We start from the raw sequence: 26,310 nt of genomic DNA, 5'->3' as shown, positions 1-26,310 counted from the left end.
GCACGTCAGAGAGGAATGAAAATGATCGCTCGTTACACATCCGTTGCATCGTTGACCGCTGCAGTCTTCAGCTTGATGATCGTCAGCCCGGCGTCCGCCCTGGAAGTAGCCCAGGCACAGGAAGCACAGCCGGCGCAAGGGCAGACGGGGACACAGACAGCTCCCATCAGCGACGAGAAACTCGAGGCCTTCGCGGTAGCCTATCTTGAGGTCGACAAGGTCAGGCAGGAGTATTCCACAAAGATCGGGGCCACCTCGGACGCGGCTGCAAAGGAGAAGCTGCAGACCGAAGCCAGCCAGCAAATGGTCAAGGCGGTGGAAGCCTCCCCCATCTCGGTGCAGGAGTACACGACCATTCTGACTGCCGCCCAGAACGATCCGGCGCTTGCCAAGAAGGTCCAGGAGAAGCTTCAGAACCCCGCGCCGGCGCAGCAGTAAGACTGCGCCGCGACGCCCGCGTCAGTCGGCAAGCCAGAACAATGATGCGCCGACCAGGATGAAGAGCGCGACTGCCCCAAGTAGCCGCACCATTCCGGCGCTGGTGTTGTCACCAAGCACCCTGTTCCAGGTCTCGCCGCCAGCGGCGTCGTGACCTGGGACGTCAGCAGGCCCCGCCGCTGTTTGTCGATGAGGACCGGTCTCCTGATCCATGGCGCCATAGTCCCCTGTGGGCTGGCCCGGCGCGGGATTGGTGGAACTTCCGCCACTGTCTTCCATCTGATGCATTGTCGCTCTCCCGATGCGCCTGAGCAAGGCAGGAGCGAGAGCCCAGCTCACCTCCGCGCTCTTTCAGCAGAATGCCGGCTGTCCTCGAGAGCGTGACGGCCGGCATCCCTCGGGTGCCTCGCAGACGCTATTGCCCGCGCGCTCCGTTCCTCGTCGACTTGCGCCGAGGCTGCGGCGGGGTTTGGCGCGCGCCTGCGCGACCGAGATTATCACCATTCGGCGCCGAGCTCCGGCTTTCTTGAGATGCCTGTTCCCAATGCCTGAGATCCTGGCCGTCCGGACGGCCTTCCAGCTCCCAGATCGCGTAGGCCCGACGCCTGATCAGTTCTTCCTCGTCATTTTCCATGTGTTTACCTCACCGTTGAAGCCCTACATTGCGAAGCAGTAACGGCATGCAGGCAGGTTTGTTCCTTCGCTTGCCGGCTTGCCAAGTCTCAACGAGCGGCGCGGCCCGGACGTGGGTGGAAGTGCGCTTCAATCCTGTCGGTCAAGTTCCGGATAGTGGCGGAAGATGTCGGAGGCATTGAAGGCGAGCCGACGCTCGGAGAGGAGATAGTTGCGGATGCGCGGGCGAGCCGCAACCAGATCGTGGAGTGCGAGCAAGTTCGGGACGCTTCCCTCAATGGCACGCATGGCATTCGGGAAAGCATAGCGAAGACCCTCGACAATATGAAAGAGCGACAGGTCTACGTAGCTCAGCGCCTTGCCGACGACATGTCCCCGCCCCGTCGGGTTCTGGTTGAGGACGCGTTCGAAATAGCCAAGGAATTTCGGCAGTCGCTCCGCGAGAAAATCGGCCGACCGCTTCAGCGCTTCCTGTTTCTGCTCTTCATAGTAGAGCGACACGCCGACGGGATGGTGCGTATCGTGGATTTCGGTGACGAAATCGGTGATCGTCAGTTGCAAGCCGTTTGCGACATGGCGCGTGCCTTCGTCTTCCGGGACAAGTCCGAGTTTCGGGCCGAGATAGAACAGGATGTTCGCGACGTGCGGAATGGTGAGATCACCATCGATCAGGAACGGCGGCGCGAAAGGGATGGTACCGGCTCCGGTGTCGCTCATCAGCTTCAGCATTTCCGCGGTGCCTCCGGGCCGCCGGGCAACCTCGACATAGGGGGCGCCTGCCTCCTCGAGCGCAAGGCGTACGAACTCTCCCCTCCCCGGTATCCCGTCCCAGTAGTAGAGCTTGTAAGTCATGGAATGCTCCGTTAAAGCACCGCTCACCTTGGTTTTCGACAGGAATCCTTTCGCGGCGTCAACCTGGACAGTGCCGAACGAAAAACGCTCGATGTGCAGCGGTCGACGCTTCCGCCGACCGCTTCTGCGAATGCGCGATTTACGGTACAGCGCCGCGCGTCTTATCAGACGCGCAAAGTCGGCTGTAGCACTTTGGATTGCTGCATGTCCTTGCTCGAACCGGGCTCGGTCTAAAGAGACAGGCAGTAGTCAGCGTAGCCAAACAGGAACTTCGGAGGCTCCCCGGATTTCCGGCGCTCGACGTTTCCAGCCAAGCTCTTCCCAGGCGAACTTCTGAGCTGCGCTCTGTGCCGTCTCCTTCGTGCGATAGATACCCGGCAACACGTATTCCTTGTCGCCGTAGGCAAGCAGTGCCCTGCCACTCAACAGATCGAAATGGAGCTGCAGGCATTCCTCCGTATGCATCAGATCCTCCATGCTTTCACCGCAAAACGGGCAGTCCAAAAGGAAGTTCCGCGGTGGGAACAAGTGTCGCCAACCGAAGTTACAGCCTCCTTGGGAGTCCCGTCATGAACAGGTATGCAAAAGCGCCATCATCGGTCACGGCGCGCACCTTCGATCCAAACGAAGGCGCCAGCGCGGTCGATGCCCAGCTCGAAGATTTGCGCCGGAGCGTCGCCGCCCTCGAGGTCGAAATCGATGCGATCGCGGCCGAGCCGAACGCCCACAGCGGAACAGTACCAGGCGCCCGGCTCGCTTCGGATTTCGTCACTGCGAAGAGAGGCGAGATCCAGCGTCTGAACGCCCGCCTCGCGGAGATCGAGCGCCTGCTGTCCGCGGGATAGCCGTTTGCCTCGTCAGTCTGTCCCATTGCGGCGATTACTCCTGCTGTCGCCACTGCCGGGATCGGCGATGGTGCGGTGCCCTTCTTCCGCTCCGAGGCTCACTTCCCAGCCGAACACGCTGCGCCCGCCGAAGCGTGCTGAATCCCTGAATTCTCCGGCGACGATTTCCTTGAGGTCCGGCCCGGTGGCATAGCGTTCAAGCCGCCGTGACTGGTCATCGAGCCGCTTCAGGGCGGCGAGCTCTTCATCCCGTCCGAGCCTGCCCTTCCGCACTGCTGATTTCATCACATTGATGGTTTCGTCATAGACCTTGAGCGGCACCGGAAAGGGATGTCGGTCCTTGCCGCCGTGGGCGAGCGAAAACCGGGCAGGGTCGGAGAAGCGACACGGTGCGCCATGGACGACCTCGGCAACCATGGCCAGCGCCTTGATCGTGCGCGCGCCAACGCCGGGAACCAAAAGCAAATCCTCGAAATCCTGCGGGCCGCGCTCGGCTGCAGCGGCGAGGTTGCCATGAAGGCGCCTGAGATTGACGTCGCTTTCGCGCACATCGTGATGTGATGGCATGACGAGATGCGGCAACATCGGCTGTGCTTCGGCCGTTCGGGCGGCCCCCATCGATTCGATCGTTGCCACCTCGCGAATGAGCCGGTCGGGCCCCAGCGAAGTCAATAGATCGAGCTGGCCAGCCCGGGAGGCGGCGGCGCGTCGGTCCGCCAGGTTGATGATTGCGCCCTGCTCTCGGCCCTCGATCGCCGCATGCGGCGAATCGACGAAGCTCTCCAGCCCTTCCGACAGCCAGTGATAGCGGCGCGCTTGCCGCCGGTCACCGTTCATGCCCTGCTGGACGACGACCCATTTGGCGTCGTCGGTGACGATGAAGCCATGGAGATAGAGGTCGAAGCCGTCCTGCACGGCGGCGCTGTCGACCTTGGCGACGAGGCGGCTCGCCTCCGCGAGCGTGCCGCCGTCGAAACCGATGCGATCGCCAATCGCGAGGAGTTCGCCTGGCGTTTTGCGGGAATGCTGACCGCGGCCACCGCAAACGTGAATGCCGAGTTCGCCCGCGCGCGGCGTCAGGCCGCGCTTCAACGCACCGATCACACTGGTGGTGATGCCTGAGGAATGCCAGTCCATCCCCATCACCGCACCGAAGGATTGAAACCAGAACGGGTGAGCAAGCCGTCGCAGGAACTCGTCGCGCCCGTAGTGATGAACGATCGCCTCGCCAATAAGAGCGCCGAGCCTCGTCATGCGGTCGCCAAGCCATCTCGGCACCCGCCCGCCATGCAGCGGCAGATCCGCATTGCCCGATCTCTGCGCCATCAAATTAGGCCCTTTCTCCCCGCATGCCACACACTACATCTTTCGGATATTGGCCGAAAGTTCTCCATGGCTGCGGTGTGAAATATCGCCGCAACGTTGGCGGGAACCGCGGATGCGGCTATTACAGCGCCGCGCGTCTTATCAGACACGCAAAGGTCGCTGTAGCACGTTGAATTGTCTTAAACCGAGATCGATCTAAGGAGACATGCAGGGAGCCGATTTAGGCAGAAGGATCTGGTCGTTTGGATTGGGACGAAAGCTTCTTCTCACGCGATGCCGTCGCTGTCGCCGCCGATCTTATCGGTGCCGAGTTCACGGTCGCTGGCGTCGGCGGCTCGATCGTCGAAACGGAAGCCTATCTGCCGGACGACGCGGCGTCGCACAGTTTTGCCGGCGCCACAAATCGCAACCGCGCCATGTTCGGTCCGCCGGCGCATGTCTACGTGTACCTATCCTATGGCCTACACTGGTGTCTGAACTTCGTCTGCCTGCCCGGGAGTGCGGTCCTCATCCGTGCGATCGAGCCGCGATGGGGCATCGGGACGATGCGCGAAAGACGGGGCGTCTCCCGCGAACGGCTGTTGTGCTCCGGCCCGGGGCGGGTCGGCCAGGCGCTGGCGATCCACAAAGAGCATGATGGTCTGCCGCTCGGGAAGGAGCCGTTTCAATTGCGATTGCCGATGGAGCGACCATCGCTCGCTGCCGGGACTCGCATCGGCATCTCCAAGGCAGTGGAGCACCCATGGCGCTTCGGCCTCATGAATTCGCCCCATCTCAGCCGGAAGTTTCCGACCCATGCAGCGGACGAGCCTCAATGAGGCTCTATCTGAGCGTAGGTGCATTGGCGCGGATCCTTGTCCGGTCGCCAGCGCATCAGCTTGGTACCGTGACGAAAGCGTCGGCTGCTGACGTGATCGAATCTGACCTCGACGACGAGTTCCGGGCGGACCGGCTCCCACTCGCCGCTCCGTTCGCTGCTCCAGCGGCTGGGCCCGCCGGGCGCTTTGCCCGTGAAGCCTGGCGGCTCCCGCATCGCCTCGAGCCGGCGCGTCAATGCCGGCCGCTCCTTGTCCGAAATGGTCGCCGTGAAGCCCACATGGTTCAGCATGCCGTCCTCGTCGTAGAGGCCGAGCAAGAGCGAGCCGACTTCGCTGCTGTTGCTTTCGTAACGGAAGCCACCGACGACGCAATCGGCCGTCTTCAGCCGCTTGACCTTTATCATCGCCCGTTCGCCGCATTCATAGGGGCCCGCTCGGCGCTTGGCGACGACACCGTCGGTGGCGCCCGCAGAGGAGGCAAGCCAGCGCTCGGCCTCATGCCGGTCGAGCGTGTAGGGTGAGAGCTCGAGCCGCGCGACCGCGTTTGCAGCGACGAAGGCCTCGAGGGCGCCTCTCCGTTCGAGGAGAGACTTCTCAGTCAGGTTCGTGCCATCCACCCCAACAAGCATGTCGAAGAGTATGAAATGGGCGGGCGTCTCTCGTGACAATTTCTCGACGCGGCTCGCCGCCGGATGCAGCCGCATCTGCAGCGCGTCGAAGGAAAGACGCCCATCGACCTCGATGACCAGTTCACCGTCGACGACGAATTGTGGGGCCGGCAATTGTCGCAGCAAGGCGACGATCTCCGGAAAGAAGCGGCTAAGCGGCTTGCCGGATTTCGCACGGAGATCGACTTCCTCCCCGGATTTGAAGGCCAGGCAGCGGAAGCCGTCCCACTTGGGCTCGTACTGCCAACCGCCGTCGGTTGGAAGCTCCGCAGCGCTGCGCGCCTCCATCGGCGCCGTGCTGACCGGCAGTTCAAATCCATTGCCGGCCCGCGTCCCTCCTTCGCTCGGGCGTCGTGGACCGCCTCGTTTTCCCTGGACAAGCGGCGCCATCGTCCACTCCTGGGTCGTACCATTCACCTTGACCTCACACGCGGGAGCATGCCTTGTTCAAGTGAAATGGCCAAGGAAACCGCAGCCTGGTTGTGTTGGTTCCATGCAGTCTTGAAAATCGGCTTCTGCAGGCGCGTCAGCGCTCATAGGTGCCGACGAGCACGGCTTCCTCGACCAGATGCTTGCTCGCCCGCTTCCAGGCTTCCGCAGCCCCGACCTCCTCCGGGATGGAGAGATTGCCGACATCGAGCGCCGCCAACCTGAACCTGTAGTGGTGAACGCCGGTTCCCGGCGGAGGCTGCGGGCCGTCATAGCGCGCGTTGCCGAAATCGTTCTTGATGAACTTGATGGCGTGCTCGGGCCCGGTGTCGACCGATTGCGGAAGTTCGGTCCGGTCGCCGGGAATGTTGATAATGGCGCAATGGCGAAAAAGCCCGCTTACCGCGTCCGGGTCCTCGACGAGCAGGGCGAAGCTCTGGGTACCCGTCGGCGTCCCCGTCCATTTCAGGGGCGGGAAAAGGTTTTCGTCGAAGCGCGTGTGCTTTTTGGGAATGGGCTGGCCATCTGCGAATGCAGGGCTGATCAAACTAAAGGTCATCGCCGGTCTCCTTTCATGTGGACCAAGTGAAACGAGCGGACGGGTCGATTGCCATTGAGTATTGCCCCAATGGCCGGCACGGCTCCCGAGAGGGTGATCCACGGCGCCCCAGCTTGGATCTCCCTCAAGGAATGCCAGCAACGCATCACATAGGCTTGATGAACAGATGCTCAAGACCGATCACGCGCCCGGCCGCATTCTTCTGAAGGCCTGCGGCAGCGACATGGCCGCAAAACCACCAAGCCAAGGCGGTGAGCGCGTATGAGCCCGTCCACAGGGCTTTCATTTGCGACGCTGATGAATTGATCAAAAACGATGCATGGATCACAGCGCCGGAATGTGCCAATGGCAGGAGCTCACGAGGACCCAGCCATGGCCGTCGGCACCGCACCCGTTTCCGCTTCGCACGCATCTGCTGCCGCACGCTCCGGCGTTCTCATCATGCTGATCGGCATGCTGATGTTCTCGCTGAACGACGTGATGGGCAAATGGCTGGTGGCCACCTATTCGGTGGGCCAGGTGGTCTTGATCCGCAGCATTGCCGCGGGCCTGATACTCGCCCCTTTCCTGTGGCTGAGCGGCCTGAAGGGGCTCGTCGCCGTCGAGCGGCCAGGGCTCCAGATTGCCCGGGTCACCGCCTCGACGGCGGAGGTCTTCGCCTTCTATTTTGCCGTCGTCACCCTGCCGCTGGCCGACGTCATGACCTATTGGCTGGCCGCGCCGATCTATGTCGCGGCAGTCTCACCGCTGGTGCTCAAGGAGCATGTCGGCTGGCGGCGGTGGACGGCAATCGCCATCGGCTTCGTCGGAGTCGTCATCGCGCTCGAGCCCTCGTCGCAGGCGTTCACGCTGCCTGCGCTGATCTCCATTCTCGGCAGCATGTTTTTCGCCTTCATGATGGTTTCCGGACGCTCCTTGCGCGGCACGCCCGATACGACGCTCGCTTTCTGGCAGATCGTCGGCGCCGCGCTTGCGGGCCTCTTTTGGGCGCCTTTCGACTGGACGCCGCTCAAGCCGCTCGACACGGCGCTGCTCGCGCTTCTCGGCGTCGTTGCGATGATCGCCCACGTGCTCGTCAATCGCGCCCTGAAATACGCCGACGCGGCGACGGTCGCGCCTCTCCAATATACGCTGCTGTTTTGGGCAATTATCTTCGGCTGGCTGATCTTCGGCGATGTGCCTCGCCTGTCGATGGTACTGGGCGCCGGCCTCATCGTCGCCTCCGGGCTGTTCATCTTCTTCCGGGAACAGCAGCTAAAACGACAGGGGCGGCTTAAAGGTTAGGCGAAAAAAGGGCAACGCCCGGGAAGCCACTCGCCCTTGTGAGGAGGGGGTGGGGTGCGGCAATCCCCACCCGCGACGATCAGTCCGCGACCACTACCTGCTTCTGCGTTCCGAGCCCTTCGATGCCGAGTTCGATCACGTCGCCGGCCTTGAGATATTGCGGCGGCTTGAAACCAAGACCGACGCCGGGCGGCGTGCCGGTTGAGATGACGTCGCCGGGGTGCAACGTCATGAACTGCGAAAGATAGCTGACGAGATAGGAGACGCCATAGACCATGGTCTCGGTTGTGCCGTTCTGCTTGGTCGCGCCATTGACCGCCAGCCACATCCTCAGGCTCTGCGGATTGCCGATTTCGTCGCGCGTAACGAGCCACGGCCCGATCGGTCCGAAGGAATCGCAGGACTTCCCCTTGGTCCACTGGCCGGAGCGCTTCGTCTGGAAGTCGCGCTCGGAGACATCGTTGATGACGCAGTAGCCGGCGACATGATCCATCGCTTCCGCCTGCGTCACGTATTTCGCCTTCTTTCCGATTACCACGCCAAGTTCGACCTCCCAGTCGGTGGCGACCGAGCCGCGTGGAATGATGACATCGTCGTTCGGGCCGGTGATGGCCGAGGTTGCCTTCATGAATATTACCGGTTCCGGAGGAACCTCGAGACCGGATTCGGCGGCGTGATCCGCATAGTTGAGGCCGATGCAGATGAACTTGCCGGTGCCGGCGACGCAGGCGCCGAGCCGCGGCGAACCATCGACCACCGGCAGGCTATCGATGTCGAGACCGCGCGCCCAGGCGAAGTCGGCGATTGCAGGGCCCGCAATATCGGCGATCACGCCGGAGAGATCGCGAATCCGGCCGTCAGCGTCCAGGACGCCCGGCTTCTCCAGCCCCTCGGGCCCATAACGCAACAATTTCATTCTGCTCCTCCGGCAATCGTGACGAATGACTGCAGCTGACAAATCAAACGGCGCCGAGGATGTAAAGCGGTTTTGAAAAACGAAAGGGAAAGATGCGCAATCCGAACTGCGGAATCGGCCCGAAGACCGGAACCGGGATTCGGACAATTCGCACCTTTGCGCATCCTAACTGGCGGGCGCGCGCTATAATGCCACCGCTCCTCGCAAGTGTTCACCGAAGCGGCGACGCTGCTACTTTCTGCCGGAGAAAGAAAATATCTCGATCGGCTCCTCAAGCCCTCTCAAGGGATAGAAGCCAAGCCTTTCCAGTTGTGCGGCGCATCCCGCCTTTTCCACGAAGGCTCGCGAAAGCAGCACGGGACGCTTGAGTTCCTTGGTAAGGCTTTCAAGCCGTGAGGCGATATTGACGGCCGGCCCTATGACGGTGAAATCGAGTCGTTTGCGCGAACCGATGTTGCCGTACATCACGTCACCGACATGAACGCCGATTCCGTAGCCGAGCGGACCGTGGCCCCTGCGGAGGTTCTCCTCATTGAGCTTGGCGAGCGCGGTCTGCGCTTCTGCGATGGCACCGAGCAGATTGTTGCAGGCACACGGATCGCTGAGGGGGAAGATCGCCAGAAGCCCGTCGCCCATGAACTTCAGTATTTCCCCACCATGCCGCTCGATCGGCTCCGACATCGCATCGAAATAGCCGTTCAACAGTTCGATCACGTCATCGCGGGGCCATAGGTCCGATAGCCGCGTGAAGTCGCGAAGGTCGCAGATCAGGATGGCGGCGCCCACCGTCACCCCGGTACCGCGCTTCGTCGCGCCTGCCAGGATCTGTTCGCTTGCATGCGGCCCGACATAGGTTTCGAGAAGCGTTCGGGCGAGTCGGTTCTTCAGCCTTATCTCGCTCACAAGTGCAAGCGTGGGCAGCAGATCCGCAAGAAGCTCGACATCGTCATCGCCGAAACCGCCAGGCCTGTCACTGGAGAATGTAACGACGTGCCTTTTGCCGAGCGTGTGTTCGAGCGGCCAGGCGATGTAATCGGTGAGCCCCTCAGCCCTGAGATCGTCGTAGAGCGGATAGTCGGGGCCGTCGGCGGAGGCATTGTCGAGATGGCACCGCACCTCGGGTGCTCCATTATAGATCTCGTAGAGGGGGCTGTTCAAATATTGCGACGATTCTTCGGTGCCGTGTTCGTAGGTATCGATCTCAGCTTCCGACAGGCCCTTTCGCCAAAGGATACGCGCGCCGATCCATTGCGGATGGTGAATCCGGAAATGGAGCGTGGCGCGAGCAACCGGTACACCCTCCCGCGACAGCTTCTCGCACATCTCGACGAGGATATTGTCGATGAAGCGTTCGCCGCGTGTTTCGTTCACCAGCCAGCCGAGCAGTTTCCGCTGACGGGCCGGCCATGCCCGCTCGCCGTCGCTGGTCGAAATCAACAGTCCTTCAGATTGCATTGCGCCCTCCGGCTACTGCACCTTTTGCGTAGCTTCAAAAAGCCAAGGATTGCTGGGCAGGCTCCGGCGGTCCGATGCAAACGCCTTCCATTTCGAGCATGCGCAGCTTGGTAGACGAGCCGCCCGGGGCTGAGAAGCCGCCGATCTTGCCTCCGGCGGCAAGCACGCGGTGGCAGGGGATGATCAGTGCGACCGGATTCCTGGCCATCGCCTGGCCGACGTCGCGTGCGGCTTCCGGGCCGGCGCCGAGGCTCTTTGCGAGCGCGCCGTAGGTGGTCGTGTGCCCCCAAGGGACTTTTCGAGCAGCGGCATAGACCTGCCTGAAGAAGGTGTCCTGCCCGGCGAGGTCGAGCTCAAATGCGGAGAAATCCGTTTCATTGCCCTCGAAATAGCGGCGCACGGCTGCGATTACCTCCTCCACTCGAGGCGGGGGGATCTCCGGTTCAGCGTATGTAAGGCGCCGCCGCAACAGCCGTTCCGTCGCATCCGCGCTCTTTGTCGGCAGTTGGAAACGCGTGATCCCGGAGTTGCTCCAGGCGATGCCGCAGAAACCGGCTGCGGTTCCGAAGATATGGTAAGGGTGCACTGCCTGCCGCATCACACTAGCCTCCGCAGTTCCACATGACATGAAAATCGTGCGGCCGGCTATCGAAATCAACCCGATTTCGATGTCAGGCTATGCACCAAGGCGCCGCCCGCTGGCGAGCAGTAACGTGCCAGGGGGCAGACGAGCCGCCGCGCGCCAGATCGGGCGCGCGGCTACCTGAACGGATGACCCCTCTGCGCCTACGAAGTTTGTCGGTCGCAAAGGTCGACGCAATAGTTGAAATCGGCATGCACCGACATGCAACGATATCAGAGCTCGCCGAATCGGCGAAGTTGGCCCGCCCCTCAGCGCGCCGCACTTCGCCGCCACCGCAACCACCTGCGTCGAAGGACACAGGGCGCTGTAGCGACGAAGTGCCTCCCCCGCTAACGCACCGGCAGAGTATCAAAGCTCCGCTGCGAGGTCAGAGCCGATCCCACGACCCTACCGGGCGCAACGCCCTGGCGGTTCTCGCGCGAACCGCCACGCAGCGGGAGGGTAGCTCGGAGGAATCGCTTGCGACGATCCCTCGCGGGCTGCCTCACCGCTTCGAGCACTCTCCTATATGTCCGCCTGCCTTTAGCCGAGGAAAATCTGGCGCAGGCGAGCAAACAAGCCCGGCTGCTTCTCGACAAGCATCGCACGGATGTGACGCGCTGCCGTCGATGCGCTGACTGTCGCACCGAAATGGCAGTAGCAGATGACCTTGTGCAATTGCTCGTCGCTCAGCTCGAAGAACCGCTTCGCCTCACCGTAGCTGTCATTCTCCAGCCCGGCCGTCCGAAGGACCGGATCCTCGAATGCGACGGAGATCGGCGTGCCGTCACCGCGCATGGTCGCGCGTACGCGCGCCGGCTGATACTCGGTTTCGTGCAACGTCGAAAGCCGCCTCTGAGGATTCCGTTCCAGGAGCTCCGCCCACCGTTCCAGGCGCTCGCTGCGCGTCAAAGCGCGGCGCGGAAAGTCCTGTTTTACCTCAGCGACGATCTGCAGTTCGTCGATTGCATGGTGCTTCATTGTGACCTCCTACACTGACGATAGTTGGTCCCCCTTCTGCCTCATAGGCCTACCAAGCGTGACTCCAACTGGCCTCGAAGTCCAATCACGAAAGTGGCTCGGCACCCCAAATCTGGCAGGATTCTGCGCGTAACGGCATCAAGACGCCTCCGAACAGGAGCTTCCGGCAGCGGCGATCGCGGCCCGGAGTGCCAGAGTGGCGGCGAACCAGGGTCTCAGTCTTCCCGAAACGCGTGGCGCATCTGATCGGTCAGCGGCTTCGCCAGATAGGAAATGACCGTACGGTCAGCGATCTTGATGAAAACCTCCGCGGGCATCCCTGGATAGAGCGAGAGGCCGGTAAGCTTGGCAAGGCTTTCCGGCTTCGGTCGGATGCGCAACGGATAATAGCTGGTGCCGCTGCGTTCATCGGTGACGAGGTCGGGCGCAACGGTCACCACCTCCGCCTCGACTTCGGGCGTGGTGCGCTGGTTGAAAGCGCTAAAACGGATCTCGACGGGCTGGCCGACATGGATCTGGTCGATGTCGTGTGGGGCAACCCTCGCTTCCACGGTCAGGTCATCCGCCTCAGGAACGACCAGCATCAAGGTCTCGCCGGGATTGATGACGCCGTTCACCGTATGGATAGCGAGCTGGTAGACGCGGCCGGACAATGGCGCGGTGATGTCGAGCCGGCGCAATTGGTCGGTCGTGGCGGTGCGACGCTCCTCATATTCGGCGATCTTCGCCTCGACATCGGTGAGCTCCTTGGAGACCTCGGAGCGCCGGTCTTCGTCGAGCTGCAGGATTTGCAGATCGATTTCGCTGGATTTGCCGCGCGCCTGTGCACGGGCGGCAATATGCCTTCCGCGATCGCCCTCGAGTTCCGCCCGCTGCCGTTTCAAGGTCGTTAGGCGCTGCATCGGAACCAGGCCCCGCCCATAGAGGGAATTGACGCCCGCCAGTTCCTGATCGATCAGCGTCAGCGCATCCTTGATCGCCTTCAACTGCACCGTAAGACCTTCGATCTCGTCGGCAAGCTGGGCCTTTCTCGATGCGAGCTGGCTCTTCATCCCGGTGAGCGCGGAGCGGCGGTTCGCAAAAAGCTTCTTTTCACCGTCAATGAGTTTCGCCGCGGCGGTGCCGGAAACAAAACTCGCGAGATTTTCATCGATCTCCAAGGCGGGCGCGCCGATCCGCTCTGCTTGAAGCCGCGCCCTTCGGGCATAAAGCTGGGCCAGCGTGCTTTCGACGATCGCGAGGTTGGCACGGACGGTGGTGCCGTCGAGCCGGATCAGAACCTGGCCTGCTTCGACCCGGTCACCCTCCTTGACCTTGAGTTCGCCGACGATGCCGCCGGTCAGGTGCTGGACCTTCTTGACGTTGTCATCCACCACGACGACTCCGCCGGCGACGATCGCGCTCGACAGCTCCGTCGTCGCGGCCCAACCGCCGACTCCGGCCACGAGGGCCAAGGCGAGCACTGAGACGCCCATCATGTGGCGGCCGAGCGAACGCCGAGCGCTTGGCTCTTGTTTGCTGCTCTCGGTCATTGTGCCGCCTCCTGCCCCTCCGCTCCGATCGTCAGAGCCGGCGCTCTCACGGGCTGCGGCCGAAGCACTTTGTTCAACACCTCTTCCTTCGGGCCGAAAGCCTGCATGCGTCCCTCATTCATCATCAAGACGAGGTCGGCACTGGCGAGCGCACTCGGCCTATGGGCAATAACGACGACGATGCCGCCGCGAGCGCGCACATTCATGATCGCTTCGCTCAAGGCCTGCTCGCCTTCGGCGTCGAGGTTCGAGTTCGGCTCGTCCAGGACAACGAGGAATGGATCGCCGTAAAGGGCTCGCGCAAGTGCGACACGCTGGCGCTGGCCAGCCGAGAGGGCAGCACCACCCTCTCCGATCTCTGTGTCGTAGCCGCTCGGGAGGCGGAGGATCAGATCGTTGACTTGAGCCGCCTTGGCGGCAGCGACGACCGCTTCCGGCGTCGCGTCCCCGGCAAAGCGGGAGATATTCTGCGCCACCGTTCCGGCGAAAAGCTCGACATCCTGCGGCAGGTAGCCGATATGACTGCCGAGCGCGTCGCTGTCCCATTGGTCGAGCGCCGCGCCATCAAGGCGCACCGAACCGCGATAGGCAGGCCAGACACCGATGAGCGCGCGCGCCAGCGACGACTTGCCGGAACCGCTTGGGCCAATGACGCCGAGCGCGCTCCCGGCTCTCACGGTGAAACTGATGTCCGCGAAGATCAGCCGCTGCGCTGCCGGCGGCCCGCTCGCCAGTCCTTCGACGCTTAAACTTTCGCGGGGACTCGGCAGCGCCAGAGGCGACTCGGCTTCCGGGAGAACCTTGAGCAGCTCCTTGAGGCGCTGCCAGCTCTGACGCGCCGAAACGAAGCCGCGCCAATTGCCGATCGCGAGTTCGACCGGGGCAAGCGCCCGCGCCGTCAGGATTGAACCGGCGATGATGATCCCCGGCGAAGCCTCGCCTTCGATGACGAGGACTGCGCCTGCCGCAAGCACGCCGGATTGCAAAGCCATGCGAAAGACCTTCGATAGGGCACCGTAGCCATTGCCGATGTCTGACGTGCGCCTGTTCTGATCACGAAACTCCGCATTGCGGCTTTCCCAAAGGCGCGTCAGGCGTCCGGTCATGCCCATTGCCTGGACCACCTCCGCATTGCGCTGTGAGGCCTGGGCGAAGGCATTGCGCTGGCCTCCCGCTTCCGATGCCTTCCTGGCAGGCGCCTGGGTGTTGCGATTGGTGAGATAGGTCAGGAGCGACAGCACCAGTCCGCCGCCGATCGCGACGAAGCCGATGACCGGGTGGAACAGAAAGCAGATGGCCACGTAGAATGGCAGCCAGGGCAGATCGAACAGCGCCGTCGGCCCGGCACCCGACAGGAATGACCGAACCTGATCGAAATCGCGGAGCGCCTGAAGGCCGTCGCCCTGCATCCGCAGCTTCAGCGGTGCCTTCACGAGCGCCCGGTAGATGCGTCCGCTGAGGCTCTCGTCGAGCGCGCCGGCAATGCGCACCAGCATGCGGCCGCGGATCAGTTCGAAAGCCCCCTGGAAGGCATAGAGCAGCAAGGCAAGCAGGCTCAGCGCAACCAGCGACGGAATGCTGCGGCTCGGCAGGACCCGGTCGTAAACCTCCAGCATGAAGAACGAGCCGGTGAGATAGAGAATATTGACGAGCGCGCTGGCGATCCCCACGCCGATGAAGGCGGTCCGGCAATCGCGCAGCGCGGAAGCGGGGTCGATGTTCCGCCCGTTCGATGTTCTCGAAAGTTCAGGCACAGGTTGACGTCTCCCCGTCGACATGCATGGCGCTTGCGGGAGGGCTTCGGTACCGGGGCGACTGAGAGTAGGAGTGTTCTTCCATGTTTTCGTGTCTCACTGCTCGAATCTTCACCGCTTATCCTTTTCAAGCGCCGCAAGGAAGAGTTGTTCCCCGGGAAACATTGGTCAATTTGAAATTTCAGCCGTTACCTACCGGAAGCCGCTTCAACTCCCACCTTGACTGTCCCCTCCGTCAGGCCCGCAGTTTTTTCGCAGAGCTTTGCCGTCGGCGGTTGCGAAATTATTACAATCATGCCGAATACACGGTGAACAGCGGGGCGCCCTTTGACCCGTACAATATTTTCCCTTGCCACTCTGTTACTTCCGGACGTCACCGATCGCCCCATGAAACAATATCTGACGAATCTCACATCGAAGGAGCGCAGCGAAGCGACCGACCGGCACCTTGCCTTTTATCTCACATTTGTCGCGGGTGCTGCGAATGCTGGGGGGTTCATGGCCGTCCATCAGTATACGTCGCACATGTCGGGCATCGTCTCAGCGATCGCCGACAACATCGCGCTCGGCAATGTCGCGCTGGTTGCCGCCTGCCTTGGCGCACTTTTCTCTTTTGTTGCCGGCGCGGCCACGTCGGCTATCCTCATCAATTGGGGGCGGCGCCTTGAATTGCTGGCGGAATACGCGCTCCCCCTGCTGGTCGAAGCGCTACTGCTCGCTGGCTTCGCGGCAATCGGCGCCCTCATCGAATTGCGCGAAGAGGTCGCGGTGCCGGCGACCGTGATGCTGCTCTGCTTCATCATGGGTCTCCAGAACGCCATCATCACGAAACTCTCCGGAGCCCGGATCCGAACGACACACGTAACCGGCCTCGTCACCGATGCCGGCATCGAAATCGGCAAACTTCTCTACTGGAACCGCAGCCAAACGGGTAACGACAGGGTGCCCGTGCGCGCCGATCGCAACAAGCTGCGGCTTTTGGCGTCGCTGATTGCGCTCTTTCTCGTGGGTGGGGTTTGTGGCGCGATCGTCTTCGACGCATGTGGCGTCGCCGCGGCACTCTTCCTCGCGGTTCCACTGGTGGCCATCGCCAGCTTGCCGGTGGTCGAGGACGTTCGGGCAGCCTTGCGCCGGTGACTCTTTCGGGAACTACAGCGCCGTGTGTCCGTCAGGACGCATGGCGGAGGCGTGAGCCGTCGATTCTGCGCGGGCTCTCCGAAATCGGTGCGATGCGCTAGTCAGCCGCGGCGTGGGTCCCAAGGAAACCAACCGCGTCGACCGCGGCGACATCCGCGACGTCCGCGACGTCCTCAATATTGCCGCCCCTGCCCCAGCGTGTGGCGAGGCTCATCAACTCATCCATCTCCTTGCGGAGCCGGTGCCACTCGAGGATATCTTCGGCGTGAAGGGCATTCCTTCGTGGGTCGTAGAAGCGGCCGATCTCGTCACCGGCCTCCTTTCGGGCGGCTTCCAGGCGCTCCTTCAGAGCGTTCGCCACGTCCTTCGCCTCGAAATAGCGACGCATGACTGTAATCAACGCAAAGTCGTTTCGGCTGGCGTCCAAAGGCCTTCCTCCGCTTTTTTCCGGTCGGTAAGCATCGATGCTTCCTTCAAGTCGATCTCGGAATCGCGCGAAACTTTGGCCCTTTTCCGGCGGCGGCATGACAATCCTCCCCGGCAGCAGCACCGGTCGCCCGAGGCTCTTTCAGGAAAGGACGAAGCGGTATCCCCATTAGACATGCCGATACCGCAAACCGCTCTTCTGCCCGGCGTCTATTATTTCTTGCGGTAGATGAGCACGGGGATCGTCGAATGCGTCAGAACCTTTGCGGCAACACTGCCGACGACCAGCGCGCCGACGCCGCCGCGCCCGTGCGAAGCCATGACGATGAGATCGGCGTCGATATCGTCTGCCTTCCTGATGATGGCGCGATAGACGTCATGGGTGCGGGCCTGGTCGGTGTCACAGGAAACGCCGGCCGCTTGGGCCTTGCCGTGCGCAGCTGCCAGAACCTCGGAGGCATGTACCTCCGAAAGCGCCTCGTATTGTTCGCGCGTGCTTGCCAGTTGCTCGGCGTCGATCGACAGGAGATGGAATGGCTCCATGACGGTAAACACGGTGATCTTCGCACCGGTTTCCTTGGCGAACGTAATACCGGCGTCCACGGCAAGCGTGGCAAGCGGCGAGCCGTCGGTGGGGATGAGAATGTTGCGGAACATGAAAGCCTCCCGGTTGAACCGTATTCGAGGCTAGCCGCACCGCGCCGACCAGCATTGACGCAGATCAAATAAGATTTAGGAAGTCCAAACAGAGACAAAGAGCCCGGCGGAGTTCGCCGGGCTCATTTGCTGGGGTAGGGTTGGCATCATGCCTTGGCATGCAGATGCTCGTGGGCACCTCGGCTACTATTCTCCTGTTGCGCATGCCGCCTGTTGTAGCGGATCGAGGACCAGAGTGAGAGCCCGATGAGGCCGGCGCCGCCGAGGCCTGTGAAGACTTCCGGAATGTGCACCAGGGTTTGGAAGTACATCACCACAGACAGGACCAGGATCGCATAGAATGCGCCGTGCTCGAGGTAGCGATACGCACTGAGCGTGCCCTTTTCGACCAGCATGATCGTCATGGAGCGGACATACATCGCCCCGATACCGAGACCGATGGCGATGATGAACAGGTTCTGCGTCAACGCAAACGCGCCGATGACGCCGTCGAAGGAGAAGCTGGCATCCAGCACTTCCAGATAAAGGAATGCACCGAAGCCGCCCTTGGCCGCAGCACTCATGGTCTGCTGCGACGCGTCGAGCAGACCGCCGACGATCTCTACCAGCAGGAATGTCAGCAGACCGTAAATCGCCGCATGGACGAAGACGGTCGCCTGCTCGCCTTCGAGCAGAGACGAAAATCCGAGGATAAGGCTCAGCGCGAAGGCAATTTCTATTCCCTTGACCGTCGCAAACCGCGCCATCTTCCGCTCGAGCCAGACGATCCAGTGAACATCCTTTTCGTGGTTGAAGAAGTAGCCGAGCCCGACCATCATCAGGAACGTCCCGCCAAAGGCCGCGATCGGCAGATGCGCCTCGTGCATGATCCGGGCGTATTCCTCGGGCCGCACTGCCGCCAGGACGATCGCCTCGATCGGCCCGATATTTGCCGCGATGACGACGATGAGCAGCGGGAAGATGATACGCATGCCAAAAACGGCAATGATGATGCCCCAGGTCAGGAACCGGTGCTGCCACTCCGGCCTCATGTCCTTGAGCTTGTTGGCGTTGACTATCGCGTTGTCGAAAGAGAGTGAAATTTCGAGAACCGCAAGCACGGCACAGATGAAGAAAACTGTTGCCATGCCGCTGAGAGTACCGGTCGATTGCCAACCGAGCCAGGCGCCCAGGAGAAGGCCGATGGCCGTAACGATGAAGGCCCACTTGAAATAATAAAGCGTACCCTTTTTCGCGTGAGTCTCAAACATGGCGAACCTCCCCTGCGCGCGCGGTTGCTGCAGCGGACGAGAGATTCGTTGCACAGAAAAAACGCACAGCCGAAAGGGCACATGCGTCGAGCATGAGGTTGATTTTCATGGTAGCTATTCCGCCGGCTTGATTGCTGGCGGTACCGACATCACGAGAGCGCCGTAAAACTCTCGCCAGAGGGGCCCGGCACCAAAGTTCCTCCCGCGGTCTGATGTCTGGAGGGCGGGAGCGCCCCCTTTAATTAGCGAAGTCTCGCTCCGCGTCAAGAGGCGGCAGCCCTGCCGCCTAACCGAAGGCCTCCACCGGGGGCGCTCGCACTGGAACCAAAGTAGTTATCGGCGGGTTTTGCCAGCAATTACACAGGGTATGAGGCTAAAACCATGCATTGTTTCTGGTGGGATAAAACGGTCGAGTTGGAACTCGGAGAAGCAGGCGGATACCGCGCCGTGAAGAGCACACGTGAGGCCGTCGAATTTCTGATGCTACGCTGGCCGCAAAAGGACGGGCGTGCTTTTGCCGCCGCCAAGCGGACATGCATCCAGGCCCTGGACGGCAAGGTCAAGACCGAGAAGGCGCGGCGCGCTTTTATCAAGGCGGCCGAAGAGGCGCACATCTCGATCCGCAGCCAGTGAAAGCTTGCTTGACAGCCAACTGGGGAATCATGCGGACCGAATGCGATGGACGAGCTTCCGTGGAGCGAGCCGGTGATCGTCACCCTGCTGAACGGCAGGCGCAGGTGTGTTGTCGGTCCGCTTGACGCCAGAACGTGCTTGCAACGCGAATGGCCTCTACGGCAGGGTGAGTATTACAGCTCCGCATTACGAGCCTGCAATGCCGCACTGAAACACCAGAAGAAGCCTGAGGAGGCACGCGCCGCCTTCCTCGCAGCGGCTCGAGAGGCCTTCCTGGCGATTGCGAGCGAAACGAAGAATCCACAGGGACACATTCTACGCACACCCCGCTGAGGGCCAGAAGCCAAATTCTACCGGTATGGGGTGAGACATGCAGCGACTGAAGGGCGCTGGCGAGGGCCTCGCGCGTTTGCTTGCCCGAGGCGTGGCGCTACCCACAAATGACGATGGGCCCCGCCAGGCTGGCGGAGCCCATCATGTGCACCAGGAGCCGCACGGATCCGTAGGGCTTGCGGAGAGGGAACTGTTCCCGCGCGGGTCCGCTTCTTAAACTTTTATGCTGACCATTTGTTCCCGGTCGGATGAGCCTGAACCGTCACGCCTCGCCACAGGAGGATGCGTCCCGTCAGCCGACGAAGGAATCGTTAACCATCTTGCCCATAGACCTGACTCCAGGCGAATGAGGAGTGATTCGATGGCGATCGACTTGGACGAACGAACGACTGGGCGCGAGGTCGGCGAGATTTTCGCGTTTCCCCTCGCCGCGCGACTCGGCGACGTCGTTCGCTGCGCGCGCGAACTCGACCGTGTCCATGGAAGTGCCGCCGTCCAGTACTGGAAAAGCGAATGCCGCAAGCTTGCCCAGCAACTTTCGACCCTCGGACTCTCGGACGACGAAATCCGTCAGCAGATCCTCGGGTTCCAGTCCGAGGTACAAGCGGCAATCGCACGCCGCTACGAGGTACCCGCCGTCTGCCGCAATCGCTCCGACGGCGGAGCATAACCACTCGGCGCTGAGCGAGCCTCAGCGAGCCTGCATCCCTTCCGGGTCAAGTGCCGCCCGCAAGGCCGCATCCTGTAATATCGACGTTATCTCTGAGGTCATGGCGTTCTGTCTGGAAAAAGCCTCGGATGGGACGATTCCCGGATCTTCTTCATGGTCCTGGACGATTCTCGCCTCATCGAGTGTGCGCTTGATTTCCTCCCAGACGTCCGGGCGGCGGGATAGGGCCGAGAGGATGCCGACGAGGATTTCCCGGTGGGCGGCCAGTCGAAATTCCAGATCTTCCATCTTCGCCTCCAGTTCTCCACGGGGTAGGCGGTAGAGGTCGGCGACGCCCCCTCAGCATGCGAATGGAGGGGGCGAGGCCACCGGGCAAGCTTGGAGCGGTCGCGTTCACACGAGTTCACGCAACCGTCTTCTGCCCTTCTCGTTGACTTTGCGTCATTCCAGCACTTCTACGACCACCCGGGTGGAGGGATTCACGACGACCCGCCGCTCGTTCACGACCGCATATGCAAAGTCAGGCTGATCCGGGATCGTGTGGATCTCTACGGTTTCGGGCAAAGGTTGTCCGACGACGATCTCGCCTTCTACGGCGACGGACGGGGACTTCTGCTCAAGGACATAAGTCCTCACTTCGCCTGGCAGCACGACCGTCGCTTGCGCCATTACCGATGCCGGGAAAAGCAGGGTGGCACAGATCAAAGCTAATCTCTTCATGTGTTTCTCCTTTCCAACGCCCTCCAAACCGAGGTCGGGCGATTTTGGTTCCCGCGCAAGGGTGGCAGAGCAACCGAAACGAGTGAGGAGTTGCGCGGGCGCAATAGGTGGCTTTGCCCGGAACGATGGTGCTGAAGAGCAGTCTCAATTGACGGAATTGAGCGTCATCGACGTGCCGGTGGCGGCGACATTGAGACCAAGCTGGCCGGTCACGCTGACCGTCTGGAGATGGATCGATCCGGACGTGCCGCCGACGAGCACATTGGCGCCGACGCCCGCGCCGACCGTGGCTTCAGCGGTCGCGCCCTTGTAGATGCCGCTCAACGAGCCGTGGTGATAGCCGGCAGTCGGAGCGAACACTGCCCAGAGGAGACGGCTGCGCATGGTGAAACCCACATCGATGCCCAGCTTGCGGATCTCGCCGGTGTAGCGGTCCTCGATCTCATCGCCGCCGAGCGAGCGGAAAACGCAGTCGATTTCCTTGGAAGAGCCAAGCACATAACCGGCACCGCCACCGATGTCGCATTCGAGGTAGCCGATCTTCACGCCATTTTGCTCATCCTGGATCGCCGGCGGAGCGGGCTCCCGATAGACCGTGACATCCGCCGCGTGAGCGGCGGCGGCCGCGAAAATGCTCAAGGCGATGGAAAGCGCGATGGCAGGATTGGTCGTCATTGAGTTTCTCCTTCTCGCATCGTGCCGGCAAAAAAGGAACGCAGCCAAGCGGAAACCGGACACAGCCGAGAGGCGCGCAACAGATTTCCGGCGGTTGTGCCGGCCAAGCGCGCGCACAATTCGAGCGTATTGAGACATTTCGGAGGCGTGGCCTGTGACACGATCTTTTTTTGCGACCGCGTGTTGCTGATCCGTCAAATGCGAGCGGAGCGCGTGTCAGCCGCCATTCACCAGCTGCAGTATGAGCTGATGGACATTCCCGCCATCGCTGAGCTCGGCCCGGTCGAAGGCACGGCTTTGCTGGCGATGAGCATCCGAAATCGCGCCCAGACGCTTGGTCATCTCGCGCTTGATCTTCCGGCATTGAGGGTCCGCCGGGACGGTGAGACCCACGGTGGCCGCCTCGATGTTCTTCACCAGCTCCTTGATGAATTCGCCATGCACCAGTTCGTGCTTGCGTACGCCTTCGATGAAGGTTTCCCAGTGCTCGCTTGTGGTGGCAGGCAGCGGCCCCGCGGGTTTCGGCAGCGTGTAAGTGATTGCAAGCTTCGGCACCGCCGATACCAGCACGCAGGCGTCACCCTGCGTCTCGTATTCTCGCGTCCAGGTGAGCTTGAAGCTCGTATGGGCGATGACGCGCGCAAGGCCGCCGACCTTTGGTCCCCGCTCGCCGATGGAGGCATAGAGTTCGGGCCCCGACTGACCGGTGATGGAGTAGGTTTGGACCGTCTCCCGGGCCTGCCATTCGGCCAGCGCGGCGGCCGGTGCCACAAAGAAACAGACAAGTAGCAGGCGTTGTGCCTTCAAGTTTTGGACCTTCGGTTGGATCGGAGCGGAAAACTAGCGGTGGGTCGCCGCGCATTCAATGCCCCGGCTCATCACACGCTGCTCAGCAACAGGCTGGTCTCGCTATTGGCGACGCCGTCGACCATACGGACTTCCCGCAGTACGCGATCAAACTCCGAGAGATTGGCGGCGCGAATATTGGCGACGAGGTCCCAATTCCCGTTGGTCGTATGCAGCGAATGGATTTCAGGAATGCTCCGCAGCTTGCGGATGACCTGCGTCGTCGATTTCCCGATCACCTCGATCATCATCACCGCATTGACGGTGTTGAGGTCGTAGTCTTCCCTCAGTCGCACGGTGAAGCCGAGAAGCGTGCCGCTCTCAATCAGGCGGTCGAGCCGGTTCTGCACGGTGCCGCGCGCGACACCGAGCGCGTCCGAGAGCTTGGACAGGGAGGCACGCCCATCTGCGCGCAGATGGGCGATGATCCGGCGGTCCAGGTCGTCCGGCGTATATTTGGCGATCATCTGGCTTCTCGAAGCCTTTCTGACAAAAATGTACAATATTCATGAGCAAACTGCCAAATTCGGTGTCGAAAGTAGCACAGCTTTGCACTTTCGACCAGCGGCGCCGACCGCTAGTCTATTCGGTGTCGATCACATGGAGAAAGCCCGATGCTCTCACCGCTTCCGTCCGCAAAGGCCATGGTGCCGTTCGTCAGTGTCGAGAACATGATGCGTCTCGTTCATCACCTTGGCGTGGAGACGGTACTGGCGGAACTTGCGGATGCCGTCGAGGCGGACTTCCGCCGCTGGGAGAGCTTCGACAAGACCCCCCGCGTCGCCAGCCACTCGCGCGACGGCGTCATCGAGCTGATGCCGACCTCCGACGGCAACGTCTACAGCTTCAAATATGTGAACGGCCACCCGAAGAATATCGTTGACGGGCTGCAGACCGTGACCGCCTTCGGCCTACTCGCCGAGGTTTCGACCGGCTACCCGGTACTGCTCACGGAAATGACGCTGTTGACGGCGCTCCGGACGGCTGCCACCTCCGCGATGGCCGCACGCCACCTCGCCCCCAGGGGCGCGCGCACCATGGCCATGATCGGCAACGGTGCCCAGGCCGAATTCCAGGCGCTGGCGATGAAGGCCGTCTGCGGCATCGACACGGTTCGCCTCTACGACATCGATCCGCGCGCGACCGAAAAAACCGTGTTCAACCTCGCCGGTTCCGGCCTCAGGACCGTCGCCTGCACAACCGCGCAGCAGGCGATCGAGAGCGCCGAGATCATCACCACCTGTACGGCCGACAAGCAGTTCGCGACGATCCTCACCGACAACATGGTTGGAGCGGGCGTGCATATCAACGCGATCGGCGGCGACTGTCCCGGCAAGACGGAACTCCACCGCGACATCCTCAAGCGTTCGGAGGTGTTCGTCGAATATCCACCGCAGACCCGTATCGAGGGCGAGATCCAGCAGATGGGGCCGGATTTTCCGGTGACCGAACTCTGGAAAGTGGTAACCGGGGTGGCTCCGGGGCGGCGCGACGCACGCCAGATCACGCTGTTCGACAGCGTCGGCTTCGCGATCGAGGACTTTTCGGCGCTGCGCTACGTACGAGACCGGCTTTCCGGTACGGATTTCTACCACAATCTCGACATGATCGCCGATCCGGACGATCCACGCGATCTCTACGGCATGCTGCAGCGCGCGAAATGACGCGCGCCGGCTAAGCCTTGAGGACGCTCTTCTAGACGAGATCAACGCCGCATTTGGAAGTGCTGCAGCGACAGCTGCGCGTCAAATGATCCGCGCGGGCATCGAGGCTTCATCCACGCCGATCTTGCTGCCGGCGGTGCCGCGGCCTTTGCTACGGCAGTGTGGCGCCCGCCGCATCGTGATGGCCGATGTCGCCGTTCTTCAGGAAAATTCAATCCCAAAGTTGCAATCCGCTTCACATCCATGTTGACACCACCTCGGCTAAACGTTTATGACTGACAAAATTCGCAAAACGTCATTCATCACTTGACAAGGTCAGAGACGAACATGGACGCATCGAGGCAGGAGAACATCACGCGGATTCTCGATGCCGCGGAGCGGCTTTTCCGGCACTACGGCTACACCAAGACGAATGTCGCTGATATCGCGCGCGACCTCGGCATGTCGCCGGCCAACATTTATCGCTTCTTCAGCTCCAAGACGGAAATCCATCAGGCGCTTTGCGCGCGCATGCTGGAGGCGAGCTATCAGCAGGTCTACGAGATTTCCCGCCTCCCCTTGAGCGCTACCGAGCGCTTGCGCCGCTATGTGCTTGCCCAGCACAAGATGACGGTGGAAACCATGCTCGACGAGCAGAAGGTGCACGAGATGGTCATCGTGGCGATCGAGCGGGAATGGCACGTCATCGAAAAACATATCGACCGCATCGACCAGCTTCTTGCCGAGATCATCCGCGACGGCATCGAGGCGGGCGAATTCGCCGACCAAGATCCGGAGATCGCCGCCCGGTGCTTCGACTCGAGTGTCGTGACCCTCTGTCACCCGCAGATGGCCGCCCAGTGTCTCGCGAAAGAAAATCGCCCGACGCCTGGCGAACTGATCGATTTCGCCCTCAGGGCGCTGAAGAAATAGCGACGGCGTTGCCGCGATAGCGAGACGAGGAGTGCCAAATGTCTTCAACTGGAGCTTTCAACCGGCCGTTCATTGCCCGTTTCGTGGGCCTAATCGCCTTGGGCGCGGTGCTGTCCGGCTGCTCGGAGGAGAAAGTAGAAACGAAGGAGATCGTGCGGCCGGTCAAGGTGGTCGAGATCACTGGGAGGGGTGAGGCGCGCCGGCTCGATTATGCCGGCGCCGTCAGGGCTCGCATCGAAATGAATCTTGGTTTCCGCGTCACGGGCAAGATCACCGAGCGTCCCGTCAATATCGGGGACCGCGTTAAGCCCGGCGATCTCCTCGCCCGCATCGATCCGACCGACTACCAACTTGCGGTGAAGAGCGCCGAGGCGAACCTCTTTGCCGCCGAAAAGCAGGTGCAGACGACATCGCTGACGAAGGAGCGGGCTGAACAGCTGTTCAACAGATCGTTCTCCTCGAAGGCCGAGCTCGATCAGGCCAATCTCCTCTACGATCAGGCGGTTTCCTCGCGCGATGCCGCTGCCTCTGCACTGAGCCAGGCGAAGAATCAGGTCGCCTACACGGATTTGAAGTCCGACCAGAGCGGAATCGTGACCGCTATCAATGCCGATATCGGCCAGGTCGTCGGCACCGGCACGCCGGTCGTGACGGTCGCGGTCGACGGCGAGAAGGAGATCGAAGTCGCCGTTCCGGAGCTGGACATTGCCGAATTCAAGCCAGGTAACCCCGTGAAGGCGCACTTCTGGTCCAAGGACATGCTCATCCTCGACGGCCATGTTCGGGAAGTTTCCGGCAGCGCTGACCGGCAATCCCGGACCTTCTCCGTGCGCATCAGCCTCCCAAACGACCCGCGCGTCCTGCTCGGCATGACCGCGTCGGTCGAGACTGTTGCCGCCAGCTCCGAGCCCCTCACCTCCATTCCCCTCAGCGCGCTTGCGCAGGTGGACGGAAAGGACATCGTCTGGGTGGTTGATCGAGGAACCTCGACCGTTCACGCCCGCCCGGTCAGGCTCGCCGACTTCGCCGGCGATAAGGTGCGGGTTGTCGAGGGCCTGCAACCGGGCGACCTCGTCGTTGCTGCCGGCACCCAGTTCATGGCCGAAGCCCTGAAGGTGAAGCTGCTGGCTGCCGAGCAGCAGTCCGCTACAGCGCCGCGCGTCTTATCAGACGCGCAAAGGTCGCTGTAGCACTTTAATTTGCTGCATGTCTTTGTCCTTACATCGAGGTCGATTTAACGAGACATGCAGTAGCGCCGAACCGCGCGAAATCGTC

The 26,310-nt window shown here is 61.8% G+C and carries 33 protein-coding genes; 11 read left to right on the top strand and 22 right to left on the bottom strand.

Annotated elements, in window-relative coordinates:
- Positions 1-21: 21 nt before the first annotated feature.
- Positions 22-438: a DUF4168 domain-containing protein gene (locus J2Z31_RS03865; RefSeq protein WP_209600547.1), complete on the top strand. Its 417-nt coding sequence runs from the start codon at positions 22-24 to the stop codon at positions 436-438.
- Between the two features lie 21 nt (positions 439-459).
- Here J2Z31_RS03865 and J2Z31_RS03860 read toward each other — a convergent pair whose 3' ends face one another.
- The 4 genes from J2Z31_RS03860 to J2Z31_RS03845 form a co-directional block, all read right to left on the bottom strand.
- Positions 460-726 (bottom strand): hypothetical protein, encoded by a 267-nt coding sequence (locus J2Z31_RS03860; protein WP_209601098.1) that lies wholly within the window; start codon positions 724-726, stop codon positions 460-462.
- Positions 727-853: 127 nt separating this feature from the next.
- Complete coding sequence (locus tag J2Z31_RS03855) at positions 854-1,072, bottom strand: DUF2934 domain-containing protein (RefSeq protein ID WP_209600546.1); 219 nt, start codon at positions 1,070-1,072, stop codon at positions 854-856.
- Between the two features lie 128 nt (positions 1,073-1,200).
- Entirely contained in the window at positions 1,201-1,923 is a 723-nt protein-coding gene (locus J2Z31_RS03850; RefSeq protein ID WP_209600545.1) for a glutathione S-transferase, read from the bottom strand.
- 249 nt (positions 1,924-2,172) lie between these two features.
- A complete protein-coding gene (locus J2Z31_RS03845; RefSeq protein WP_209600544.1) occupies positions 2,173-2,388 on the bottom strand; it encodes a hypothetical protein in 216 nt (71 codons plus the stop codon).
- Positions 2,389-2,492: 104 nt separating this feature from the next.
- On the opposite strand from J2Z31_RS03845, the gene J2Z31_RS03840 reads away from it, so the two are divergent.
- Positions 2,493-2,768 carry a hypothetical protein gene (locus tag J2Z31_RS03840; RefSeq protein ID WP_209600543.1) on the top strand — a complete coding sequence of 92 codons (276 nt, stop codon included), beginning with the start codon at positions 2,493-2,495 and terminating at the stop codon, positions 2,766-2,768.
- A 12-nt stretch (positions 2,769-2,780) separates the two neighbouring features.
- Here the strand turns inward: J2Z31_RS03840 and J2Z31_RS03835 are convergent, their stop codons facing one another.
- Positions 2,781-4,094, bottom strand: coding sequence for a DUF763 domain-containing protein (locus tag J2Z31_RS03835; RefSeq protein WP_234939237.1), 1,314 nt, complete (start codon positions 4,092-4,094; stop codon positions 2,781-2,783).
- A gap of 242 nt (positions 4,095-4,336) precedes the next feature.
- Between J2Z31_RS03835 and J2Z31_RS03830 the strand changes: the two genes are divergently transcribed.
- Positions 4,337-4,912 carry a DNA-3-methyladenine glycosylase gene (locus J2Z31_RS03830; RefSeq protein WP_209600542.1) on the top strand — a complete coding sequence of 192 codons (576 nt, stop codon included), beginning with the start codon at positions 4,337-4,339 and terminating at the stop codon, positions 4,910-4,912.
- Here J2Z31_RS03830 and J2Z31_RS03825 read toward each other — a convergent pair.
- The 3 genes from J2Z31_RS03825 to J2Z31_RS03815 form a co-directional block, all read right to left on the bottom strand.
- On the bottom strand, positions 4,906-5,970 hold the full coding sequence (locus J2Z31_RS03825) for an ATP-dependent DNA ligase (RefSeq protein WP_209600541.1): 1,065 nt from the start codon (positions 5,968-5,970) through the stop codon (positions 4,906-4,908). The genes J2Z31_RS03830 and J2Z31_RS03825 overlap by 7 nt on opposite strands.
- Positions 5,971-6,106: 136 nt before the next feature.
- Positions 6,107-6,568 (bottom strand): YbhB/YbcL family Raf kinase inhibitor-like protein, encoded by a 462-nt coding sequence (locus J2Z31_RS03820; protein ID WP_209600540.1) that lies wholly within the window; start codon positions 6,566-6,568, stop codon positions 6,107-6,109.
- A gap of 145 nt (positions 6,569-6,713) precedes the next feature.
- Positions 6,714-6,914: a hypothetical protein gene (locus tag J2Z31_RS03815; RefSeq protein ID WP_209600539.1), complete on the bottom strand. Its 201-nt coding sequence runs from the start codon at positions 6,912-6,914 to the stop codon at positions 6,714-6,716.
- 26 nt (positions 6,915-6,940) lie between these two features.
- On the opposite strand from J2Z31_RS03815, the gene J2Z31_RS03810 reads away from it, so the two are divergent.
- A complete protein-coding gene (locus J2Z31_RS03810; RefSeq protein WP_209601056.1) occupies positions 6,941-7,852 on the top strand; it encodes a DMT family transporter in 912 nt (303 codons plus the stop codon).
- 79 nt (positions 7,853-7,931) lie between these two features.
- On the opposite strand, the gene J2Z31_RS03805 is transcribed toward J2Z31_RS03810, so the two are convergent.
- The 6 genes from J2Z31_RS03805 to J2Z31_RS03780 form a co-directional block, all read right to left on the bottom strand.
- On the bottom strand, positions 7,932-8,768 hold the full coding sequence (locus tag J2Z31_RS03805) for a fumarylacetoacetate hydrolase family protein (protein WP_209600538.1): 837 nt from the start codon (positions 8,766-8,768) through the stop codon (positions 7,932-7,934).
- Positions 8,769-8,999: 231 nt separating this feature from the next.
- Positions 9,000-10,223: an adenylate/guanylate cyclase domain-containing protein gene (locus tag J2Z31_RS03800; protein ID WP_209600537.1), complete on the bottom strand. Its 1,224-nt coding sequence runs from the start codon at positions 10,221-10,223 to the stop codon at positions 9,000-9,002.
- Positions 10,224-10,257: 34 nt separating this feature from the next.
- Entirely contained in the window at positions 10,258-10,821 is a 564-nt protein-coding gene (locus J2Z31_RS03795) for a methylated-DNA--[protein]-cysteine S-methyltransferase (RefSeq protein WP_209600536.1), read from the bottom strand.
- A gap of 567 nt (positions 10,822-11,388) precedes the next feature.
- Positions 11,389-11,826, bottom strand: a complete 438-nt coding sequence (locus tag J2Z31_RS03790) for a hypothetical protein (protein ID WP_209600535.1) — start codon at positions 11,824-11,826, stop codon at positions 11,389-11,391.
- Positions 11,827-12,041: 215 nt separating this feature from the next.
- Positions 12,042-13,358 (bottom strand): HlyD family type I secretion periplasmic adaptor subunit, encoded by a 1,317-nt coding sequence (locus J2Z31_RS03785; RefSeq protein ID WP_209600534.1) that lies wholly within the window; start codon positions 13,356-13,358, stop codon positions 12,042-12,044.
- Positions 13,355-15,112, bottom strand: coding sequence for a type I secretion system permease/ATPase (locus tag J2Z31_RS03780; protein ID WP_328243163.1), 1,758 nt, complete (start codon positions 15,110-15,112; stop codon positions 13,355-13,357). Before J2Z31_RS03780 ends, J2Z31_RS03785 begins: the two co-directional genes overlap by 4 nt.
- Positions 15,113-15,499: 387 nt before the next feature.
- On the opposite strand from J2Z31_RS03780, the gene J2Z31_RS03775 reads away from it, so the two are divergent.
- Positions 15,500-16,249, top strand: a complete 750-nt coding sequence (locus J2Z31_RS03775) for a YoaK family protein (protein ID WP_209600532.1) — start codon at positions 15,500-15,502, stop codon at positions 16,247-16,249.
- Between the two features lie 97 nt (positions 16,250-16,346).
- On the opposite strand, the gene J2Z31_RS03770 is transcribed toward J2Z31_RS03775, so the two are convergent.
- The 3 genes from J2Z31_RS03770 to J2Z31_RS03760 form a co-directional block, all read right to left on the bottom strand.
- Positions 16,347-16,676: a hypothetical protein gene (locus J2Z31_RS03770; protein WP_234939236.1), complete on the bottom strand. Its 330-nt coding sequence runs from the start codon at positions 16,674-16,676 to the stop codon at positions 16,347-16,349.
- A 212-nt stretch (positions 16,677-16,888) separates the two neighbouring features.
- Positions 16,889-17,332, bottom strand: a complete 444-nt coding sequence (locus J2Z31_RS03765; RefSeq protein WP_209600531.1) for a universal stress protein — start codon at positions 17,330-17,332, stop codon at positions 16,889-16,891.
- Positions 17,333-17,478: 146 nt separating this feature from the next.
- Positions 17,479-18,582 (bottom strand): DUF475 domain-containing protein, encoded by a 1,104-nt coding sequence (locus J2Z31_RS03760; RefSeq protein ID WP_209600530.1) that lies wholly within the window; start codon positions 18,580-18,582, stop codon positions 17,479-17,481.
- 381 nt (positions 18,583-18,963) lie between these two features.
- On the opposite strand from J2Z31_RS03760, the gene J2Z31_RS03755 reads away from it, so the two are divergent.
- The 3 genes from J2Z31_RS03755 (at position 18,964) to J2Z31_RS03745 (ending at position 20,218) form a co-directional block, all read left to right on the top strand.
- Positions 18,964-19,215, top strand: a complete 252-nt coding sequence (locus J2Z31_RS03755; RefSeq protein ID WP_209600529.1) for a DUF982 domain-containing protein — start codon at positions 18,964-18,966, stop codon at positions 19,213-19,215.
- Positions 19,216-19,260: 45 nt separating this feature from the next.
- Positions 19,261-19,548, top strand: coding sequence for a DUF982 domain-containing protein (locus J2Z31_RS03750; RefSeq protein WP_209600528.1), 288 nt, complete (start codon positions 19,261-19,263; stop codon positions 19,546-19,548).
- A gap of 361 nt (positions 19,549-19,909) precedes the next feature.
- Entirely contained in the window at positions 19,910-20,218 is a 309-nt protein-coding gene (locus J2Z31_RS03745) for a DUF6074 family protein (RefSeq protein WP_209600527.1), read from the top strand.
- Positions 20,219-20,239: 21 nt separating this feature from the next.
- Here J2Z31_RS03745 and J2Z31_RS03740 read toward each other — a convergent pair whose 3' ends face one another.
- From J2Z31_RS03740 to J2Z31_RS03720, 5 genes are all read right to left on the bottom strand, one after another.
- Positions 20,240-20,506: a hypothetical protein gene (locus J2Z31_RS03740; protein ID WP_209600526.1), complete on the bottom strand. Its 267-nt coding sequence runs from the start codon at positions 20,504-20,506 to the stop codon at positions 20,240-20,242.
- A 153-nt stretch (positions 20,507-20,659) separates the two neighbouring features.
- A complete protein-coding gene (locus tag J2Z31_RS03735) occupies positions 20,660-20,938 on the bottom strand; it encodes a DUF1236 domain-containing protein (protein WP_209600525.1) in 279 nt (92 codons plus the stop codon).
- 144 nt (positions 20,939-21,082) lie between these two features.
- Entirely contained in the window at positions 21,083-21,613 is a 531-nt protein-coding gene (locus J2Z31_RS03730; RefSeq protein ID WP_209600524.1) for a DUF992 domain-containing protein, read from the bottom strand.
- Between the two features lie 216 nt (positions 21,614-21,829).
- Positions 21,830-22,420 carry a DUF922 domain-containing Zn-dependent protease gene (locus J2Z31_RS03725; RefSeq protein ID WP_234939235.1) on the bottom strand — a complete coding sequence of 197 codons (591 nt, stop codon included), beginning with the start codon at positions 22,418-22,420 and terminating at the stop codon, positions 21,830-21,832.
- A 71-nt stretch (positions 22,421-22,491) separates the two neighbouring features.
- Positions 22,492-22,926 carry an Lrp/AsnC family transcriptional regulator gene (locus tag J2Z31_RS03720; RefSeq protein WP_209600523.1) on the bottom strand — a complete coding sequence of 145 codons (435 nt, stop codon included), beginning with the start codon at positions 22,924-22,926 and terminating at the stop codon, positions 22,492-22,494.
- Positions 22,927-23,073: 147 nt separating this feature from the next.
- Here J2Z31_RS03720 and J2Z31_RS03715 point away from each other — a divergent pair, with 147 nt between their 5' ends.
- The 3 genes from J2Z31_RS03715 (at position 23,074) to J2Z31_RS03705 (ending at position 26,225) form a co-directional block, all read left to right on the top strand.
- Positions 23,074-24,123, top strand: a complete 1,050-nt coding sequence (locus J2Z31_RS03715) for an ornithine cyclodeaminase (protein WP_209600522.1) — start codon at positions 23,074-23,076, stop codon at positions 24,121-24,123.
- A gap of 327 nt (positions 24,124-24,450) precedes the next feature.
- Positions 24,451-25,035 (top strand): TetR family transcriptional regulator, encoded by a 585-nt coding sequence (locus J2Z31_RS03710; protein ID WP_209600521.1) that lies wholly within the window; start codon positions 24,451-24,453, stop codon positions 25,033-25,035.
- 38 nt (positions 25,036-25,073) lie between these two features.
- Entirely contained in the window at positions 25,074-26,225 is a 1,152-nt protein-coding gene (locus tag J2Z31_RS03705) for an efflux RND transporter periplasmic adaptor subunit (RefSeq protein WP_209600520.1), read from the top strand.
- Positions 26,226-26,310: the final 85 nt, after the last annotated feature.

It is taken from the genome of Sinorhizobium kostiense, assembly GCF_017874595.1.
In the GTDB taxonomy this organism is placed as follows: Bacteria; Pseudomonadota; Alphaproteobacteria; order Rhizobiales; family Rhizobiaceae; genus Sinorhizobium; species Sinorhizobium kostiense.
Note: the sequence above shows the minus strand (reverse complement) of the source record. Positions and strands in the feature narration are given on the sequence as shown.

Coding starts and splice junctions, on each gene's coding strand:
- J2Z31_RS03860 (WP_209601098.1), bottom strand. CDS start 726: ATGCATCAGATGGAAGACAGTGGCGGAAGTTCCACCAATCCCGCGCCG.
- J2Z31_RS03845 (WP_209600544.1), bottom strand. CDS start 2,388: ATGCATACGGAGGAATGCCTGCAGCTCCATTTCGATCTGTTGAGTGGC.
- J2Z31_RS03785 (WP_209600534.1), bottom strand. CDS start 13,358: ATGACCGAGAGCAGCAAACAAGAGCCAAGCGCTCGGCGTTCGCTCGGC.
- J2Z31_RS03750 (WP_209600528.1), top strand. CDS start 19,261: ATGGACGAGCTTCCGTGGAGCGAGCCGGTGATCGTCACCCTGCTGAAC.
- J2Z31_RS03800 (WP_209600537.1), bottom strand. CDS start 10,223: ATGCAATCTGAAGGACTGTTGATTTCGACCAGCGACGGCGAGCGGGCA.
- J2Z31_RS03765 (WP_209600531.1), bottom strand. CDS start 17,332: ATGTTCCGCAACATTCTCATCCCCACCGACGGCTCGCCGCTTGCCACG.
- J2Z31_RS03735 (WP_209600525.1), bottom strand. CDS start 20,938: ATGAAGAGATTAGCTTTGATCTGTGCCACCCTGCTTTTCCCGGCATCG.
- J2Z31_RS03775 (WP_209600532.1), top strand. CDS start 15,500: ATGAAACAATATCTGACGAATCTCACATCGAAGGAGCGCAGCGAAGCG.
- J2Z31_RS03825 (WP_209600541.1), bottom strand. CDS start 5,970: ATGGCGCCGCTTGTCCAGGGAAAACGAGGCGGTCCACGACGCCCGAGC.
- J2Z31_RS03715 (WP_209600522.1), top strand. CDS start 23,074: ATGCTCTCACCGCTTCCGTCCGCAAAGGCCATGGTGCCGTTCGTCAGT.
- J2Z31_RS03850 (WP_209600545.1), bottom strand. CDS start 1,923: ATGACTTACAAGCTCTACTACTGGGACGGGATACCGGGGAGGGGAGAG.
- J2Z31_RS03705 (WP_209600520.1), top strand. CDS start 25,074: ATGTCTTCAACTGGAGCTTTCAACCGGCCGTTCATTGCCCGTTTCGTG.
- J2Z31_RS03755 (WP_209600529.1), top strand. CDS start 18,964: ATGCATTGTTTCTGGTGGGATAAAACGGTCGAGTTGGAACTCGGAGAA.
- J2Z31_RS03760 (WP_209600530.1), bottom strand. CDS start 18,582: ATGTTTGAGACTCACGCGAAAAAGGGTACGCTTTATTATTTCAAGTGG.
- J2Z31_RS03820 (WP_209600540.1), bottom strand. CDS start 6,568: ATGACCTTTAGTTTGATCAGCCCTGCATTCGCAGATGGCCAGCCCATT.
- J2Z31_RS03720 (WP_209600523.1), bottom strand. CDS start 22,926: ATGATCGCCAAATATACGCCGGACGACCTGGACCGCCGGATCATCGCC.
- J2Z31_RS03835 (WP_234939237.1), bottom strand. CDS start 4,094: ATGGCGCAGAGATCGGGCAATGCGGATCTGCCGCTGCATGGCGGGCGG.
- J2Z31_RS03730 (WP_209600524.1), bottom strand. CDS start 21,613: ATGACGACCAATCCTGCCATCGCGCTTTCCATCGCCTTGAGCATTTTC.
- J2Z31_RS03855 (WP_209600546.1), bottom strand. CDS start 1,072: ATGGAAAATGACGAGGAAGAACTGATCAGGCGTCGGGCCTACGCGATC.
- J2Z31_RS03740 (WP_209600526.1), bottom strand. CDS start 20,506: ATGGAAGATCTGGAATTTCGACTGGCCGCCCACCGGGAAATCCTCGTC.
- J2Z31_RS03810 (WP_209601056.1), top strand. CDS start 6,941: ATGGCCGTCGGCACCGCACCCGTTTCCGCTTCGCACGCATCTGCTGCC.
- J2Z31_RS03790 (WP_209600535.1), bottom strand. CDS start 11,826: ATGAAGCACCATGCAATCGACGAACTGCAGATCGTCGCTGAGGTAAAA.
- J2Z31_RS03745 (WP_209600527.1), top strand. CDS start 19,910: ATGGCGATCGACTTGGACGAACGAACGACTGGGCGCGAGGTCGGCGAG.
- J2Z31_RS03840 (WP_209600543.1), top strand. CDS start 2,493: ATGAACAGGTATGCAAAAGCGCCATCATCGGTCACGGCGCGCACCTTC.
- J2Z31_RS03795 (WP_209600536.1), bottom strand. CDS start 10,821: ATGCGGCAGGCAGTGCACCCTTACCATATCTTCGGAACCGCAGCCGGT.
- J2Z31_RS03710 (WP_209600521.1), top strand. CDS start 24,451: ATGGACGCATCGAGGCAGGAGAACATCACGCGGATTCTCGATGCCGCG.
- J2Z31_RS03865 (WP_209600547.1), top strand. CDS start 22: ATGATCGCTCGTTACACATCCGTTGCATCGTTGACCGCTGCAGTCTTC.
- J2Z31_RS03805 (WP_209600538.1), bottom strand. CDS start 8,768: ATGAAATTGTTGCGTTATGGGCCCGAGGGGCTGGAGAAGCCGGGCGTC.